Annotated in this window: 15 protein-coding genes; 8 read left to right on the top strand and 7 right to left on the bottom strand. The window is 61.9% G+C overall.

Annotation, left to right across the window (positions count from 1 at the left end):
- The first annotated feature begins 1 nt into the window (after window position 1).
- The 5 genes from virB10 to F4U94_RS15570 all read left to right on the top strand — a co-directional run bounded on the left by virB10 (window position 2) and on the right by F4U94_RS15570 (window position 6,233).
- Window positions 2-1,219 (top strand): type IV secretion system protein VirB10, encoded by a 1,218-nt coding sequence (gene virB10, locus F4U94_RS15590; RefSeq protein ID WP_150411997.1) that lies wholly within the window; start codon window positions 2-4, stop codon window positions 1,217-1,219.
- A 3-nt stretch (window positions 1,220-1,222) separates the two neighbouring features.
- The gene (gene virB11 / locus F4U94_RS15585; RefSeq protein ID WP_150411996.1) at window positions 1,223-2,227 is read left to right on the top strand and encodes a P-type DNA transfer ATPase VirB11; all 1,005 of its coding nucleotides are present in this window, start codon (window positions 1,223-1,225) and stop codon (window positions 2,225-2,227) included.
- Window positions 2,228-2,246: 19 nt separating this feature from the next.
- The gene (locus F4U94_RS15580; protein ID WP_150412009.1) at window positions 2,247-4,205 is read left to right on the top strand and encodes a type IV secretory system conjugative DNA transfer family protein; all 1,959 of its coding nucleotides are present in this window, start codon (window positions 2,247-2,249) and stop codon (window positions 4,203-4,205) included.
- Entirely contained in the window at window positions 4,186-5,151 is a 966-nt protein-coding gene (locus tag F4U94_RS15575; protein ID WP_249042061.1) for an LPD7 domain-containing protein, read from the top strand. The genes F4U94_RS15580 and F4U94_RS15575 overlap by 20 nt, the downstream gene beginning before the upstream one ends.
- A gap of 299 nt (window positions 5,152-5,450) precedes the next feature.
- Window positions 5,451-6,233, top strand: coding sequence for a type IV toxin-antitoxin system AbiEi family antitoxin domain-containing protein (locus tag F4U94_RS15570; protein WP_249042060.1), 783 nt, complete (start codon window positions 5,451-5,453; stop codon window positions 6,231-6,233).
- 117 nt (window positions 6,234-6,350) lie between these two features.
- Here F4U94_RS15570 and F4U94_RS15565 read toward each other — a convergent pair whose 3' ends face one another.
- Both F4U94_RS15565 and F4U94_RS15560 read right to left on the bottom strand, forming a co-directional pair.
- Window positions 6,351-7,082, bottom strand: coding sequence for a DUF6602 domain-containing protein (locus tag F4U94_RS15565; RefSeq protein WP_282957472.1), 732 nt, complete (start codon window positions 7,080-7,082; stop codon window positions 6,351-6,353).
- Window positions 7,061-7,822: a nucleotidyltransferase family protein gene (locus F4U94_RS15560; RefSeq protein ID WP_150411993.1), complete on the bottom strand. Its 762-nt coding sequence runs from the start codon at window positions 7,820-7,822 to the stop codon at window positions 7,061-7,063. Before F4U94_RS15560 ends, F4U94_RS15565 begins: the two co-directional genes overlap by 22 nt.
- A gap of 472 nt (window positions 7,823-8,294) precedes the next feature.
- Between F4U94_RS15560 and F4U94_RS15555 the strand changes: the two genes are divergently transcribed.
- From F4U94_RS15555 to F4U94_RS15545, 3 genes are read left to right on the top strand one after another with little or no spacing between them, the layout of a single operon-like run.
- Window positions 8,295-9,416: a hypothetical protein gene (locus tag F4U94_RS15555; protein ID WP_150411992.1), complete on the top strand. Its 1,122-nt coding sequence runs from the start codon at window positions 8,295-8,297 to the stop codon at window positions 9,414-9,416.
- A gap of 33 nt (window positions 9,417-9,449) precedes the next feature.
- A complete protein-coding gene (locus tag F4U94_RS15550) occupies window positions 9,450-10,184 on the top strand; it encodes a type II toxin-antitoxin system PemK/MazF family toxin (RefSeq protein ID WP_150411991.1) in 735 nt (244 codons plus the stop codon).
- A gap of 6 nt (window positions 10,185-10,190) precedes the next feature.
- Window positions 10,191-10,847, top strand: coding sequence for a hypothetical protein (locus tag F4U94_RS15545; protein WP_150411990.1), 657 nt, complete (start codon window positions 10,191-10,193; stop codon window positions 10,845-10,847).
- Between the two features lie 126 nt (window positions 10,848-10,973).
- Here F4U94_RS15545 and F4U94_RS15540 read toward each other — a convergent pair whose 3' ends face one another.
- The 5 genes from F4U94_RS15540 to F4U94_RS15520 all read right to left on the bottom strand — a co-directional run bounded on the left by F4U94_RS15540 (window position 10,974) and on the right by F4U94_RS15520 (window position 14,830).
- Window positions 10,974-12,104 (bottom strand): relaxase/mobilization nuclease domain-containing protein, encoded by a 1,131-nt coding sequence (locus F4U94_RS15540; protein WP_150411989.1) that lies wholly within the window; start codon window positions 12,102-12,104, stop codon window positions 10,974-10,976.
- The gene (locus tag F4U94_RS15535) at window positions 12,097-12,633 is read right to left on the bottom strand and encodes a hypothetical protein (protein ID WP_211363303.1); all 537 of its coding nucleotides are present in this window, start codon (window positions 12,631-12,633) and stop codon (window positions 12,097-12,099) included. Before F4U94_RS15535 ends, F4U94_RS15540 begins: the two co-directional genes overlap by 8 nt.
- Window positions 12,634-12,937: 304 nt before the next feature.
- The gene (locus F4U94_RS15530) at window positions 12,938-13,873 is read right to left on the bottom strand and encodes a ParB/RepB/Spo0J family partition protein (protein ID WP_150412008.1); all 936 of its coding nucleotides are present in this window, start codon (window positions 13,871-13,873) and stop codon (window positions 12,938-12,940) included.
- On the bottom strand, window positions 13,873-14,637 hold the full coding sequence (locus tag F4U94_RS15525; RefSeq protein ID WP_150411987.1) for a ParA family protein: 765 nt from the start codon (window positions 14,635-14,637) through the stop codon (window positions 13,873-13,875). The genes F4U94_RS15530 and F4U94_RS15525 overlap by 1 nt, the downstream gene beginning before the upstream one ends.
- A 13-nt stretch (window positions 14,638-14,650) precedes the next feature.
- Complete coding sequence (locus F4U94_RS15520) at window positions 14,651-14,830, bottom strand: hypothetical protein (protein WP_150411986.1); 180 nt, start codon at window positions 14,828-14,830, stop codon at window positions 14,651-14,653.
- Window positions 14,831-15,007: the final 177 nt, after the last annotated feature.

Genomic DNA, 15,007 nt, shown 5'->3' with positions numbered 1-15,007 from the left:
GATGGACGAGATTGCGGCCGAGGCCCCTCGCCGCCCGCAGGGCGATCCAACACCTGAACGCGACGAAATCATCCGCGAACGCGGTATCGATCCGATCGGTGGGATGACGCCGGCAAAGCGGAATACCGCCCTGATTTTCGCCGGGACGGCGATGGTGCTCGGCATTTTGTGGGTGAATTCGGGACCGAGCAAGACCGGCTCGAGTTTGATGGGAAAGCCCGAGGCGATGGCCAAACGACCCGATCTCGCGGCGCGCGAAACGGTCGCATATGATGCTGTCGCAGCGAAACCCAAGCCGCTCGGCGCCGTGGGTGCCGATCCCAACGCGCCTGTCCTCAATCCTCCGCCGACCGTTGGCCCCGATGGACAGATCGTACCGGCGATACAACCCGGAGCGCAGCCAGTGGCGGCACCGCACAACACGCGCCAGAACCTGGCCGATCAGGCGCGTCGTTCAACTTTGATCGCCTATGGCGGCCGCGACGCGCTCCAAGCTCCAGCGGGTTCCAACGGCGCTGGCTCCGATACCGGCGATGCGGGCATAGCTGGCGACGGCTCGACCGATCCAGCCGTCCGCAGCGCGCCCAATGCGCTCGATGCGCTTCGTCAGAGTTCGGCCGTTGGCGAGGCACGCGCCTCGATGCTGCCCAATCGCGACTATCTCGTCACCGCCGGCACGCTGATCCCCTGCATTCTTCAGACCGCCATGAATTCGGCGCAGCCCGGTTACACGTCGTGCTTGATTCCGCGCGACGTCTATTCGGAGAATGGCCGCGTCGTGCTGATGGAGAAGGGCACCAAAGTCCTTGGCGAGTATCATGGCGGCATCCAGCAAGGGCAGAACCGCCTGTTCGTGTTGTGGACGCGCGCCGTCACGCCGCAGGGCGTGCGAATCGACCTGGCTTCGCCGGGGTCAGACGCCCTTGGCCGCGCAGGCATCGCCGGATCCGTGGACACCTTCTTCTGGGCGCGCTTCGGTAGCGCACTGCTGCTCTCGCTGGTCGACGACGCCGCCTATATCGCCGGGCAGTCCGTCTCCGGCGGGAACAACAATTTCAACAACACGACGCGCACGCCGAGCGAGGGGGCGAGCATCGCGCTCCAGAACAGCATCAACATCCGTCCGGTGCTGAAGAAGAACCACGGCGAAGAGGTCGGGATATTCGTGGCCAAGGACTTCAACTTCGCTGACGTCTACAATCTCGAGCTGCGGCGCTGACCCGTGAGTGATACCGCCGTCCTGCGCCATTATCTCGCGCCGATCCTGCCGCTACTGGAGCCGGTCGAGGTGACGGAGCTTGTCATCAACAAGCCCGGTGAGGTCGGCATTGAGGACCATCTGGGCTGGCATTGGCACAATGTCGCCGAGCTCGATAGCGAATGGCTCGCGACGCTCGCCGTCGCAGCGGCAAGCTTCACCCGGCAGGACGTGAATGCGGAGACGCCGATCTGCTCGACCATCTTGCCAGGGGGCGAGCGCTGTCAGATCGTAATTCCCTCCGTGACGCCATCGGGCGCGCCGTCCTTCACCGTCCGCAAGCCTTCGCGCGTAACCCTCGCGATCGACCAGCTCGCAGATTCGGGGCTATTCACGGGCACGCGCGCCGCCGCGCAAGGCCTTGGCGAAGTCGATGCGCAGCTGATCGCACAGCGCGATGTCGGCGATTGGCCGGCTTTCTTCCGAACGGCCGTTGCCGCCCGCAAGAACATTCTGGTGAGCGGCGCGACCGGCTCGGGCAAGACCACCTTTGCCAAGGCGCTGATCCAGCTGATCCCGCCGGACGAGCGGCTGCTCACGATCGAGGATACGCGCGAGCTCGTCGTCGAGCATCGCAATGTCGTGCACATGGTCTATTCGAGCGAGCGACAGGGGCTGGCGAAGGTCGGCCCCAAGCAATTGCTCGAGAGTGCGCTGCGCATGCGGCCCGATCGCATCCTCTTGCAGGAGCTCCGGGACGGCACCGCCTTCTTTTATCTGCGCAACGTGAATTCGGGTCATCCCGGATCGATCACGACCGTCCATGCCGGCTCGGCGATGGGCGCGTTCGAGCAGCTGACGTTGCTGGTCAAGGAATCCGAAGGCGGGCGCGATCTGGCCCGCGACGATATCCGTGGGCTCTTGCACATGCTCGTCGACGTCGTCGTCCAGACCCGCAAGCGCGCCGGAAAATTCGAAGTCGAGGAGGTGTATTTTGATCCGGCTGTCGGACGCACGACCGCTCACTAGGGTCGCCATCGTCGCGGGGATGCTCGCGGCAACCTTTTTGGCATGCGCCTTGTGCGCGGTGCTGGTCGCGCTCGTTGGCCTGAACCAGATCGGCGCGCACATGCAGATCTCGGCGATACCCGCCTGGCTCTGGTATTACCGAGGCGATCCGCTCCTGCATCTGTGGCTGGAGCGAGGCGCGCTGGTCAGCGGCGCCATCGCTTTCGTCATCCTGCTCATCATCCTGAAGCGAGGGCGCACGCTCCATGGCGAGGCGCGGTTCGCGCGTGAAAGCGAAATTCGCCGCGAACATCTGCGCAGCAAAAGTGGGATCATCGTCGGGCAGAAAGGCGGCCGCTATCTCGTTTTCGGCGGCACCGAGCATGTCCTGCTCGAGGCACCGACGCGCGCCGGCAAGGGCGTCGGCGTGGTGATCCCCAATCTTCTCAGTTGGCCAGACTCGGTGGTGGTGCTCGATGTGAAGCGCGAGAATTGGGACATCACCGCTGGTTTTCGCGCACGGCATGGTCAGGCGGTCTATCTGTTCGACCCGCTCGATCCTGAAGGGCGAAGCGCCCGCTACAATCCCTTGAGCTTCATCGACCGGCTCGACGACACCGATGTGATCAATGAACTCCAGAAGATCGGCGGCATGCTGTTTCCAGCGCCGGAAAAGGCCGATCCGTTCTGGGCCGAAGCCGCGCGCGCCGCCTTCGTCGGCGTCGGCGCGCTCGTCGCGGCCAATCCCGCCCTCCCCTTCACGATTGGCGAAATCTATCGGCGACTGACGACGGGCGACCCCAAGGTCGAACTGCCCAAGGTCGTCGAAGAGGCCCAGCGGCGCGGCCAGCGGTTGAGCCAGGCCTGCGTGTCGGCATTGAGCGACTTCACCTCCGCGTCGGACAACACCTTTTCCGGCATCAAGCAGACGATCACCTCGAAGCTCAATTTGTGGCTCAACCCTTATGTCGACGCGGCGACGTCGGAGACCGATTTCGATCTGCGTCAGGTCCGGCGCGAGCGGATATCGATCTATCTTGGGGTGTCGCCCGACAATATCGACCGCATTGCTCCGGTCTATAACCTCTTCCTCCAGCAGCTGATTGATCTGAATACGCGGGAACTGCCTGAGAATGGCGGCCGCGTGCCGGTGCTCATTTTGCTCGACGAATTTGCCCGCCTCGGCAAGGCGCCGGTCATCGCGTCGGCCTTTTCCTATGTCGCAGGCTACGGACTTCGCCTCCTGCCAGTCATCCAGAGCCGGTCCCAGCCCCGCGGCATCTATGGCGTCGATGTGACTGACGAGATCATCGCCAATTGCGGACTGGAGATCGTGTTCACGCCCAAGGAATTGAAGGTCGCCAACGAACTCTCCGAACGGCTCGGCTTTTTCACGATGAACGTCAAATCGAAGAGCAGGACGATTCATGGCCTGCTCGCCAATCGCAGCATATCAGAATCGGACCAGCGCCGTGCGCTGATGATGCCGCAGGAACTGATGCAGATGCCCAAGGGCGACCTTCTGCTGATGCGCGGCGGCATTCCGCCCGTCAGGGGCCGCAAGATCGAGTATTTCCGTTCGAAGCGCTTCACGAGCCGGATCAGTGATCCACCCAAGGTTGCCCCCCGTCCGATCGCGATCAACGCCGTGTCATCGGCCGCCAAATTGGCAGGCGAGGCGAGCAGCAGTGATCCTTTGGCACATGCCCTTAGCGCGAAGAAGGCCGCCTTGTTGAGCGACGGTCAAGCGACCGCGCCGGCAGAACGGACGGACCCTGTCATGCGCGCGCTCACCGGTGACGAGCTGTCGGGCTTTGCCGAAATCACCGATGACATGTTGGTGCTGGGCGACATGGTGGATCTACCACCGCCCGGCGACGAACAGGCCGCTATCGCCTTTGTCACCGCGATGACGGCCCGGGCCGTTCTCGAGCCGGTGGGCGTCGGCGCCCAAGCTCCAGCATTTGTGACCGAGAGGCATGACCATGGCAGAGAATGATCGCAAGCAATCCGGTACGACCCGGACCATTGCCAACAGCGTTGGCATCGATGACGCCGAACGACGCGAGACGTCGGCACCTGGGGCGGCTGCGCCGGAAAAGTCTGCGCCCGGAGGACCAAAGGATGCTCCCACTGAAGCGCCTGGTCATGCCAACGCTGTCGGTGCGTCACGAAGTGCGCCCAAGGTGCATTCCCTGGAGGCGGGCGATGTGCCGGATAGCGTGCGGAAGCGCTATTATGCCGACAAGGCGAAATGGTCGGGCGAACCCGCCTTTTTCACGACGGCGCAAGCAAAGGATCCCGCGTTTCGCGATCAGGGCCGGCGCCTGGTCACAGCAACGGAGAGCCAGGAGGTCGTCAAGGATCTGGTGGCGATCGCGCAACACCGTAACTGGGATCGGATTCACATCACGGGATCGGAAGAATTTCGGCGATCGGTCTGGATCGAGGCCAATCAAAAGGGGCTCGAGGTACGGGGCTACAAGCCCAACGATCGCGATCTCCAGGAGCTTGACCGGCTGCGCGGGGAAACGAGCCGTAATACGATTGCGCCCATGGCAGCCCGTGAAGTCGATGTCGTCCGTCGGTCAACCGGGATGGACCGCCACAGCGACGGCGGTGGTTTGGAACGACCGGATGCCCGGCGCGCCGGTCAAGGAAACACGCCGAATGATCGTGCGGCCGACAGCCAGATGCGCGTGATGGAGGCGGTGATCCGACGGACGTTGTTCGACAATCCCGAGGCGGTTGCGCGGGTGATGACAGTCGCCCGCACGCAGCTCGATGCGCATATCGCGGCGGGAAGAAATATCCGACCGGCAATGGTCAAGGACGCCTCCCCCAGCGTCAGGCAGGATGTGGTCCGCGGCCGTGACCCAGCCACACCCCCCATCCCTCGTCCGGGTCGCGAGCCCAAGCCTCAGGAACGCAGCCGCTCCCGGTGACTGGGAATCGGTCTTCTGTGCCGCAGCCCCTTTGCGACAAATGGGTTCGGCGATCGCCTCCTGGTTTAAGAACCGGCACATTTGTTCGGCTTGGACGAGCATTTATCGTGATTGGCAAACCACGAGGGGTATAGCTTGAGCCTGTTGGTTATACTATGCGCGCGAACCGTCCCGCAAAGCGCGACAAACTTGCCAGATAATATAATCATCGTCATATCGAACGCGCCGGACATCGTTCACAGAGGCTCAAATTGCGCGAAGGATATAATCTCAAGACGCTTGGGCCTCGGGCCGCCCAGTTGATCGTCGAACTCAACGAACGCCATCAGCCGATCTTTTCGCTCGCCGACGTCACCGAGATCACAGGTCTGAGTCCGTCATCGGCACGCAGTCTCGTCGCGAACACCGAAGCGCGCGGCGTCGTCACGCGCCTCAAGCCCGGTCTCTACAATCTGGTGCCCTTCGAGCGGGGCCGCGACACCGAGCATGTCAGCGATCCTTACCTCATCGCAAGAACGCTGGTTGGCGACGCGGACTACTTCATCTCCCACGGCAGCGCCCTCGAGTTGCACCGCATGGTCACCCAACCGCAGTTGGCCATCATCGTCTCCTGCGCCAAACGCCTGCGCCCGCAGCACATCCACGGGTATGAGTTCCGCTTCGTCGACGTCAGACCAAAGGATTTCTTCGGCCTGACCGAGATCTGGATTACATCCGAAGAGCAGGTCCGGGTCAGCGATCGCGAGCGGACCATCATCGATGGTCTCGACCATCCGCAATATGTCGGCGGCGTCACGGAGGTCGCCAAAGGGCTCTGGATGAAGCGCGATACGCTGCGGGTCGAACTGATGATCGACTATGCGCTTCGCCTCGGCGTTGGCGCGGTAATCCGCCGCCTCGGCTATCTGCTGGAATTTTACGGACTGGCCGACGCAGCGGCATTGGAGCCGTTGCGCGCGCGGCTGACGCCGACCTATCAGCGCCTCGATCCCCTGTTTCCCAATGAGGGCAGGATGCTGGCGCGATGGCGCATCCGACTCAACATCGAGCCCGACGAACTCGAAATAATTCGGAGCAGTTGATGATTCCCAAGGCCATGACAGCTCTGCAAAGCGTGCGATTCCGTGCGCGGTGCCGGTGGCTCCTGATGAGACCCGGTTAGCATACACTGGTCCTGCATCAGCTTTCCACTTTCGGCATCAGATCATGCTCGCATATGCCCGAATGTCGAGCATTGGCGCAGTCCCAATAGCTTGGAGCTGCGCAATCAGTTCGAACAGAAAGCGGGTCGCGGCCTTGTCGACCGTGTTGAGCTCAAAACTGTCTGCGCGCTTGGTGAACCAACCAGCATCGGCAATGCATCCAATGTCGAGCGATTCCTCGTCCAGGTCACGTCTAAGATGCCCTGCTAACGTGTCGCCCAAAGGCGGCTTCCAGCCTGCGCTCAGTGTGAGAATGCCCGCAAGAATATGATGGAGCGGCTTCGCGCGGGACGGCCCGTCGATCGTCTCTGCAGACAGACTTGTGCGGTGCAGCCGGCGCACGGAAGCCGCCTTCTCTCCGGCATAGCGGATGTAATCGGCCGTCAACTCCTGCTTGGCTTCAAACACCGCATATACGCTTTCCGCCGGTACGACATCGGTGCCTTTGAACGTGAACACGAATGGAGAATATTGTCGGTCGTGGATGATCACGTCGATCTGCTGGCTGAAGACGCCTCGGCTATCGACTACAAATCCTTTGCGGGCTTCATATCTGCGGGGCAGATAGTGGGTCAGGACGTCAATCCAGACCTGCTCGCTGGCGTCGCCTTTGTCGGTAGGGTGGCCGAGCTTGCGCGCTGTAGCCAGCTCGCTTTGTATCTTCTCGTGGAAGTCGGCGAACAACGCCGCGAGGGACCATTCAGACGTCATTGGAATACGACGTTCCACGGGCTCTCAAGCGCGACTTGCGCGCTTTTTATTACGGCACCCTTTGCATCTGCCGTGAGCACATTGGAAACGACGTTGTTGGTGTTTGCCGGATCAACGAGCCGTTTGTTGGCAAGAGAAGTCGTTATGGCGCGAAACACAGTGACAATATTCTCCTGGACATTCCCAACCCGGGCACCCCGGAGCGCATCAAGCACAAAAAGCTCAAGATAAAACGACTGCCAGTCGATGCCAAAGCGATTGCGCCAGATCTTGATAAGCCGAATTTCATCGAGACGGCCAGAGTTAGAAACAACCCGTATATGTTCGCTAATGTTGGTCTGGAGCCAGCTACCTGTCTTGGTGCTCCATAAGCTGTGGTAGTTGCCGTACTGATCTTGCCGCCTGGCCGGCGTCACATCGACTTTCCATCCGTTCACGGTCAAACCGGTCGACACGTTTTGACGGCGTGGCGCATAGCCAGCTTGCAAGAAAGCGTTGAACAATGTGTCGGATATCCGCTGCAGTGTGTCAGTCAGCGTCGATGTGAGCGAGACGAAAAGATCGATATCCGTGCCGCCGTGAACTGCGGTCCCCTTCGCGAAAGACCCGCTTGTGCGGATATCGACGATGAACGGGCCGCCCCATGTCTGGATGACTGGCTCGATCAACGGCTGAACGCCGCGCACCCGCGAAAAGAGGCCGGTGTCGACCCGATGCCTCGCTAATACTTCGCGCAGATGTTCGTCGATGCCTACCATGGCGGCAGAGTAGGCCGCGGAGCCAAATTCACAAGCAACCCGAGCAGCCGAGAGCGCGTGACCGGTCGTGTAATCCCGCCAATGACGCTAAACGCCCATTGCGCGCTCGGCGAGTATAAAACCGAGCGAGAGCGCCAAATCTGGACGAGGAAAGGGGAGAGCCTCTTGCGAGACTCTCCCCGAGCACCTTGCGGTGTAATTCCAAAAGGCCGTGAGGCCGAAGCAGCCGAAGCTGTAAGAACCATATAGCCCTCTGGGTATTAAAATTCAATGTACGCCAGCGCGCTAACGCCCTGATTCCAGCCATTTCTAATGACACCGGATGGAAAACGGCATGCTCGGGTGTTACTTGATTACCTTGATATGTTCCATTGCTCTTGATGCCCTTGAATACCTTGATAGCATTGATACCCTTGATGGGGACAGGAACACATGCTAACGCGCCGCTGTGGAACGATCGAGAAATGCGCCCTTGGACGGTTCGGCGTCCCCCGAAGCCGAATCAGTCGGTGTCGATCGCATTCGAGGGAAAGGGCGTGGGGGCAACTTCCTCGCTATCGATCGCTCCGCGTGGGAACGCCTGTGGCAGGTCGAAACCGGCAACAGGCTGAACTTGGTCACGGCCTTTATTGTGCTCCTCGCGGGAACGGGTAGCGATCACCAGCTCAGCAAGTGGTCGGCCAAGGCATGCGAACAGCACACCGGCATGGGAAAACCTCGGGCCAAGGTGGCGATCGACGAGCTGATCCAGCACGGCTTTGTCGCACGCACTGAGCGGTCGACGAAGCTATATCCGCAATATCGCCTGCAACCGATCCCGCTCGACAGCGACCCGATCTTTTTGCCCGTCGCGTTGGTAACCGGGATCGAAGCCGAAGCCTCGATGCTTCGGCGGGTCCGTGAGACCGGCGATGCATTGTTGCTGCGGATGTTGGTCGATCTTTATGGCCTAATCCAGCTCGACGCGACTTTCGGCGTGCCGATTTCCGCGCTGAGCCAGACTCCGCCCATGGACCATCCCGCCCGCAAGGTGTTCGAGATCGGTGTTCATTCTGTCTGGGCACTTCGTCTTGTCGGCGGGTCCAAATCCGCAAAGGGCGATTGGGCGGGCTACCATCGCTCCAAGAGCAATAACAAGGATGCGGCCTGGGAGGATTTTTGGGCGCGCATCGCCATGATCGAGAAGATCGGGGCCATCTGGTATGAGGCGTGGATTTTCGACAGCGAAGAGCCTGACGCCGAACCGTTGTTCCCGGTCGATTTTGCGGCCCTCTACCACCAGTCGGAAGGCGACGACGTCTATCGGCTCACCCGCACCATGCTCGATGCGGCCGCTAACCTCTCTGAGGAGCGCAGCGACCTGCTCGGTCGCTATGCCCTCGACGTGCTGGTAACGCTGGCGCAGCACCGCCGCGCGCCGGGCATCCGAGGCGTTGCAAGGATGCGGATCGAAGCGGACACACCAGGCCGTCGGCTCTCCTATTACAAGCGCCGCACGCAGATTGAACTTTACGAAGCAGGCTTCACTCAAATCGCGCTCGATGCGCTGCGGGGGGAGTATAGTCGACCGATGAATACGGCGACACCGCAATGAGCCGACCAACCGCCGGGAAGAAGCAGCATTTCCATGTCGAACGATAATTCAGAAGCAAACGAGAATATGGAAGTGCCATTCCCAAGCGAGGCCGAGCTGTTTGCGGCGGGCTATGTGCGGATCCTGACTGACGAGGACTTGCTTGCGAGAGGCTTTGTGCCGATCGATTTCAAAAACATGCCGGCGGTCGAGGACATGACCACGGACCTGGGGCATCCGTTCCCGCAGCATCACGAGATCATCAAGGCCGGATATATACCAATCAGCCGCCGCGAGCGGCGAATTCAGAGCCGTCCGCGTGTTGGCCAGATGTACTGGGTCGATTTTCCGCACGACGCATATGTGCCCGAGTTCGTCAACGAGCATCCCGGCATCGTCATCCGCGCTGCAAACTCACTGAGTGACACCTGCATCATCCTGCCGGTCACCAGTGCACAGCAAAAGGCGGGAACCCACTTCCACCAGCTTTCCAAAAACCCCAACCCAAGGGGCCATGCTGAAGGGCGGATCGCCTACGTCGTTTGTGACCATCTCTATACGGTTCACGTCAACCGCCTGAGACCGTTACTGTCGCTGAAATATGTGCCTGTGTACCCGAAGGTCGAGCCACACGACATGACGGCTATCTTTGCGATCGTCGAAAAGGTTCTGGCGCTCTCGTCTGCGGCGTCGCACGCGGCCGTCGCAGCAGTGGCCATAGCAGCTGCAATGCCTGCCGCACCGGCAAAACCGCTGGGACCAAACACCCTCACGCTGAAGAAGAAGTAGGATCGGATGTCGAGTTGGGCGGAAAGGGCGGCTGCAACCCTGTTACCGCTCAGTCGGGCGTCGTCTCTTGGCCCAGCCCTACGCGAATGGTCCTATACGGGCCGATTCTTCGACCTGGAGGCAAGGGACGGAATCTGCGAGCTATGTGGGCAGCAGGACCTGCGCTATCATTTTGAGATCGAAAATTCCGGCACGGCGTCGAGCCTTTTGGTCGGCTCCGAATGCATCAAGCGCTTCGAGATCACCGGCGTCGACGAGCAAGGACAGCGGCTCGATGCCGATGCGACGGGCAAGCTGGTCGACCGGCATCGCCGCGGACTGGTGGAAGATGCCCGCAAACAGCGGGTCATGACGGCGTTGCTGAAGCTCGGCCAGGAAGTGGACGAGTTCGATGCCTGGGATTTCATCGATTTCGTCGACGACAAAGGCGCGTTCACGCCCAACCAGGTCGCGATGATTTTCTGGCGGATGGGTTCTGCCGGTGTCAATTACCGACCGGCGGACTGGAAGGTGCGAATGCGGCGCGACAGTGACTGGCGCCAGTTGCGCACCATGAAGCCCGCAGCGTTCAAGCGAGTTATCGCTGCACTCACGCCCGCACAGCGACGTCGCGTTGCGGAAATCGAGGCTAATTTCAGCGAAAATGGGCAGAGATGGCGATAGCATCGATCACGAAAATGGCACCGAGCTCATCGGTGGCATTTGCCATTTCCTGCTTTGTTTTCCGAACTAATCATTCAGAATGCCGACCACGCCGGAACGTCGCTGGCTCAAATTTCAAGTCTTCTTCTAACGATCGCGGTCCCGAGGCTTTCGTTCAATCGGGATCGGCGTTTGGCCTTCAGCAATATCGCCATGAGTGTCGCGCGATCGACTGCCGGCCGACCCTTCCGCCCGACCGGCAATCATGATCTCCCGCGCACGCTCCAATCGCCGCGACACCGCTGCGGGCATATCGGCCACGAACCCTGCGATATCCTCGGCCAGCGCGCGATCCTCGTCTTTCCCGGTCGCCGCCAGCGCGGCCGCGGCATCTGCGTATGCCCCGCGGATCTGCTTCTGTCGGCCCAGCGCCAGCACATCTTCCACCCTACGCTCCGGGTTCTTTGAACGTGCGAACTCCTGCGCGCGCTCTTCGATCAGCCGGTTGAGATCCAAGTCCCTCCCCAGCCCGGCTGTCCGCGCCTCCAGATGGTGCGCCGGCGAACGCACCCGCTTCTGGACATGGCCGCGCGCGCGGCGCGGCGTCGCTTCGGCGGCGATGCCGCGCTGGCGCAATTCATAGGCGAAGCTCTCGCGCCAATGATGAAGGTCGGCCTTGCGCGGATTGAACCGCGTTCCGTCCGCACCCTGCGCCGCGACGGTCAAATGGACATGGGGGTGGGCGGTGTCGGTGTGCAGAGCCACCATATAGCTGAACTGCCCTTCGAATTCGACCCGCGCGAACGCTTGGACGGCATCATGGATGGTCGAGGCATCGGTCGTACCGCCGGGCATCGACAACACCATCGACATCGACGTCGGACGGTCCTTCCCATGCGCGTTCATCGCCTGATCGAGCATGTCCCAGTCGGCAGCAATCGCCTTCAGGCGCTTTTCCTCTCTGATGATCTCGCCCTCACTGCTGCGGATTTCGAGCTTCCCGTGACGCGAGATATAGCCGAAGTGCTCGGCAAGATGCCTGGCGCCACGCTGCTTGCCCGAGATCTTGACCATGACCTCGGGGGCCTTGCGCACGATCCGCTCGAGCTTGGCCCGCGCCTCGGCCGCCGAGAGCCCGGCATTGCTCCCGCCCCTGCCCTTGCCGCCCGACCGGATCCGCAGTGTCCCCCCGCGCAGGCTGCGCTTGCCCCCGGTCGGCGGTCGCCAGGCTTCCATCAGGCTGGGGAGCGGCAGGACGCCGTCGTCATCCTCATTCATCGGCCGTATCCCAGTAGGCCATGTCACCCTTGAGCGCGCGGCCGAGCACGCGCAGCTGATCGGCCACCTCATCCCGGAAGGAAGCGACCCGCGCGGCCTCGCGCGCCAGATCTAGGCGAGAATCCACCATGGTCGCGGCGTGAAGCGCATGGACCGCCTGGTTGAGATTGATACCGATCCGGTTGAGCTCGCGCCAGGACTGCGCGATCAGCACCCGGTCGCCACGCGACGGCGGCGATGTCGCGTGCAACCGTCGGCGCAACAGCATCACCAGCCACTCGGTCCTTTTGAGGCCGCGCGCATCGGCCGCCGCATCCAGCTGCACGATATCCTCGCGCATGAGCCGAAGCTGCAGTCGGTCAGTCGTGCGGGTCCGAGCCGGAGCCGTCTCGCTCGGCACGTTTCCGGCGTCCTGCACCGCACCGTCAATTAGCTTGCGCAGGAGCGCTGAGCGACCGCCGAAAGAAGTTGCCTTAGCATCGAAGCGCGCCGCGAGATCATCGGGCAGACGGACGTTGAAGACGGCCATGTCCGCAAGACTATTGTCATACATTGACGGCGCCAAGCCTATCCGGCCCTCACCTAAAACCACTCGTCTTATAGTCTGCTCAAACAGACCCCGCCCCTATTCAAGCGACGTATTCAACCCGATCTGGCCTCGGTGGAAAACAAGAGTATCTCCGGGCGAACTAATTCCCTCCGCTCGCAAAAATGAAGACAGCCGTGCCCCTGAAGAAAGGGGCACGGCTGTCAAAATTGTCTGAAAAGCTCGATCGTTTCAACGCAGAGTGAGGGGGTGAATGGGTAAGCGCCCCGCCTGCCCCGCCGATGGTTTACTCCATGGCGATCTCGGCAACGGGCGCATCGACCTCCTCGCCGTCCTCGAACACCACCCGAACTCGCTCCGGCAGGATCAAACGCCCTGTCCGCCCGCCCACCGTCACCCGAACCGCATCGAGCGGCCGAGGCTGTGGCGGCACCTCCGTTTCGAACATCGACCGTAAACCGGCACCGGCACGAACCGGCCGGCTCGGCGCAGCCCACTCGGTGCCCTGCCCGTTCGGTAGCGCGGCGACTTCATGCCGACCGGCGACGGGCAGAGCCTCGGATGCCTTGAGCCCCGCGATGAACCGGCCGCCCTCGGCGAGGGTGACGCTCTCATCGCCAAGCCCCGCGACATAGGCGCGCACCGCGTCGCCATGAGTGCGGGCAGCCCGGTGGAGGTCGTAGAGCAAACGGATCGGCATCTGGTCGATCGCCGCTCGCAACCAGGGTCCCATGTCGGCACAGGCGGCATAGAGCGATACGAACTGCTTCGAGCGGCCGAGCGCGCGGGCGATCTCCGCCTGGGTGACGCCGGCACCCAGCATGCGTTCGATCCCGGTCGCCAGATCATGGGGGGTCAGGCCTGCGCGTTGGTCATTCTCGACAATCTGATCGGCGAGCGTGTCGGCGCGGTTCACCACCGCCATCACGATCGCTGGGATGGTCTCGCGCCCGGCAAGGCGCGATGCCCGAAAGCGCCGCTCGCCGACGCGGATGACGTGCAGGCCGTCGCCATTTTTCGGGGCGACGATGATCGGCTGCAGCACGCCGCGCGCAGCAATCGAGGCAGCAAGATCCTTGAGCTCCGTCTCGTCGAACACGCGCCGCGGATTTTCCGGATCGGCCATGATCCAGTCGAGCGGCAGATCCTCGACGCGCCGCGCGCTATCATGGAGACCGACGAGCAGTCCGAACTCTTCGGCGCGCTGATCGAACTTGCCCATCACGCCGCACTCAAATGGCGGTCGTCCATCCGGCGCACGATCTCGGCCAGGATCGGCCGGATTTCGTCAGCCGCCGCATTTGCGCCACTACCGGTTTCGCGCCAGACCGGATGATGCTGTTCGGCCGAATGCTTGTAGGTCGGCCGCGCCTTGATGAAGGCAGGGAACATCAGCTTCTCACCAACGGCGCGGGCGAGCTTGACCGCATTGCCCATTTCCCGTCGGTCGAAAGGATTGACCATCGAGGGCAACAGCCCGAGAAAATCGACCTTGCGTCCGCCTCTCGCCCCTTCCGCCTTTTTGAGCGCGGTGAGCAGCATCTTGGCGCATTCGATCGAATCCTCGGCGACCTGGACCGGCGCGATCACTGCGTCGGCCACTGCCATCGCACTCAAGGTCAGCTCATCCCATTTGGGACCGGTGTCGATGACAATATGATCGAAATGGGCACCAAGCGCAGGGAACCGGCCGAGGAAATCGCGGACATCCGCAGCCGCCTTGACCATCTGCAGGCGCTGATCGGCGGCGAAGACCGTGATGCCGGGCGCATCGGTAAGCTCGAGCCGCGCCTCGGGATCGAACAGGTCCGCCGAGAACCACCCAGTTCGCTCGCTGGCAAGCCGGCGTGTGGAACTGCCCTGCGGATCAAGGTCGAGAAAGGCGACGCGATTGCCGCCTTGCTCGGCCAGATACCAGGCGAGGTGCGTGGCGAGGAAGGTCTTGCCGACCCCGCCCTTGAGCAGGCTGACGACGATCGTCTTCATGGTCGCCGGACCCTTACGATTCATAGTCTTGGGGACCATCGCGCAGGTTGCGCTCATAATGATCGCGCGACGACCAGTCGCCACCGCCGCCGATCCCCGGGCCGACATAGCGAAACAGGTAAACGGTGATCGCGAAGCAGACGAATGCGAACAGAAACGCATGGTCTGGATGACGGGAAAAATAATCGGCCATAGCGGGTCTCCTTGGCTTGTTGCAGGAAACCGATCGGTCCCCTCACCGCGCAGCAAGACGCGGACGCTCTCGCCGCGCAGCCTCCCCTCACATCGCAGGGAGCAAGGCCCGATGGGACGTCCGGGCGGCACCGCAGACAGTCTGCTCAAGCAGACTTTTCGGCTATCCCCCCGGTCA

Origin of the sequence: Sphingobium limneticum (assembly GCF_008710155.1) — a bacterium.
GTDB classification, from domain to species: Bacteria; Pseudomonadota; Alphaproteobacteria; order Sphingomonadales; family Sphingomonadaceae; genus Sphingobium; species Sphingobium limneticum.
The sequence above is the reverse complement of the archived record's forward strand: the minus strand, read 5'-3'. Positions and strand labels throughout refer to the sequence as shown.

Bases quoted from the DNA above. Each gene is read 5' to 3' on its own strand.
- F4U94_RS15550 (WP_150411991.1), top strand. From the start codon at position 9,450: ATGTCGAACGATAATTCAGAAGCAAACGAGAATATGGAAGTGCCATTC.
- F4U94_RS15575 (WP_249042061.1), top strand. From the start codon at position 4,186: ATGACCATGGCAGAGAATGATCGCAAGCAATCCGGTACGACCCGGACC.
- F4U94_RS15545 (WP_150411990.1), top strand. From the start codon at position 10,191: ATGTCGAGTTGGGCGGAAAGGGCGGCTGCAACCCTGTTACCGCTCAGT.
- F4U94_RS15530 (WP_150412008.1), bottom strand. From the start codon at position 13,873: ATGGGCAAGTTCGATCAGCGCGCCGAAGAGTTCGGACTGCTCGTCGGT.
- F4U94_RS15560 (WP_150411993.1), bottom strand. From the start codon at position 7,822: ATGGTAGGCATCGACGAACATCTGCGCGAAGTATTAGCGAGGCATCGG.
- F4U94_RS15520 (WP_150411986.1), bottom strand. From the start codon at position 14,830: ATGGCCGATTATTTTTCCCGTCATCCAGACCATGCGTTTCTGTTCGCA.
- virB10 (WP_150411997.1), top strand. From the start codon at position 2: ATGGACGAGATTGCGGCCGAGGCCCCTCGCCGCCCGCAGGGCGATCCA.
- F4U94_RS15580 (WP_150412009.1), top strand. From the start codon at position 2,247: ATGCTCGCGGCAACCTTTTTGGCATGCGCCTTGTGCGCGGTGCTGGTC.
- F4U94_RS15540 (WP_150411989.1), bottom strand. From the start codon at position 12,104: ATGAATGAGGATGACGACGGCGTCCTGCCGCTCCCCAGCCTGATGGAA.
- F4U94_RS15525 (WP_150411987.1), bottom strand. From the start codon at position 14,637: ATGAAGACGATCGTCGTCAGCCTGCTCAAGGGCGGGGTCGGCAAGACC.
- F4U94_RS15535 (WP_211363303.1), bottom strand. From the start codon at position 12,633: ATGGCCGTCTTCAACGTCCGTCTGCCCGATGATCTCGCGGCGCGCTTC.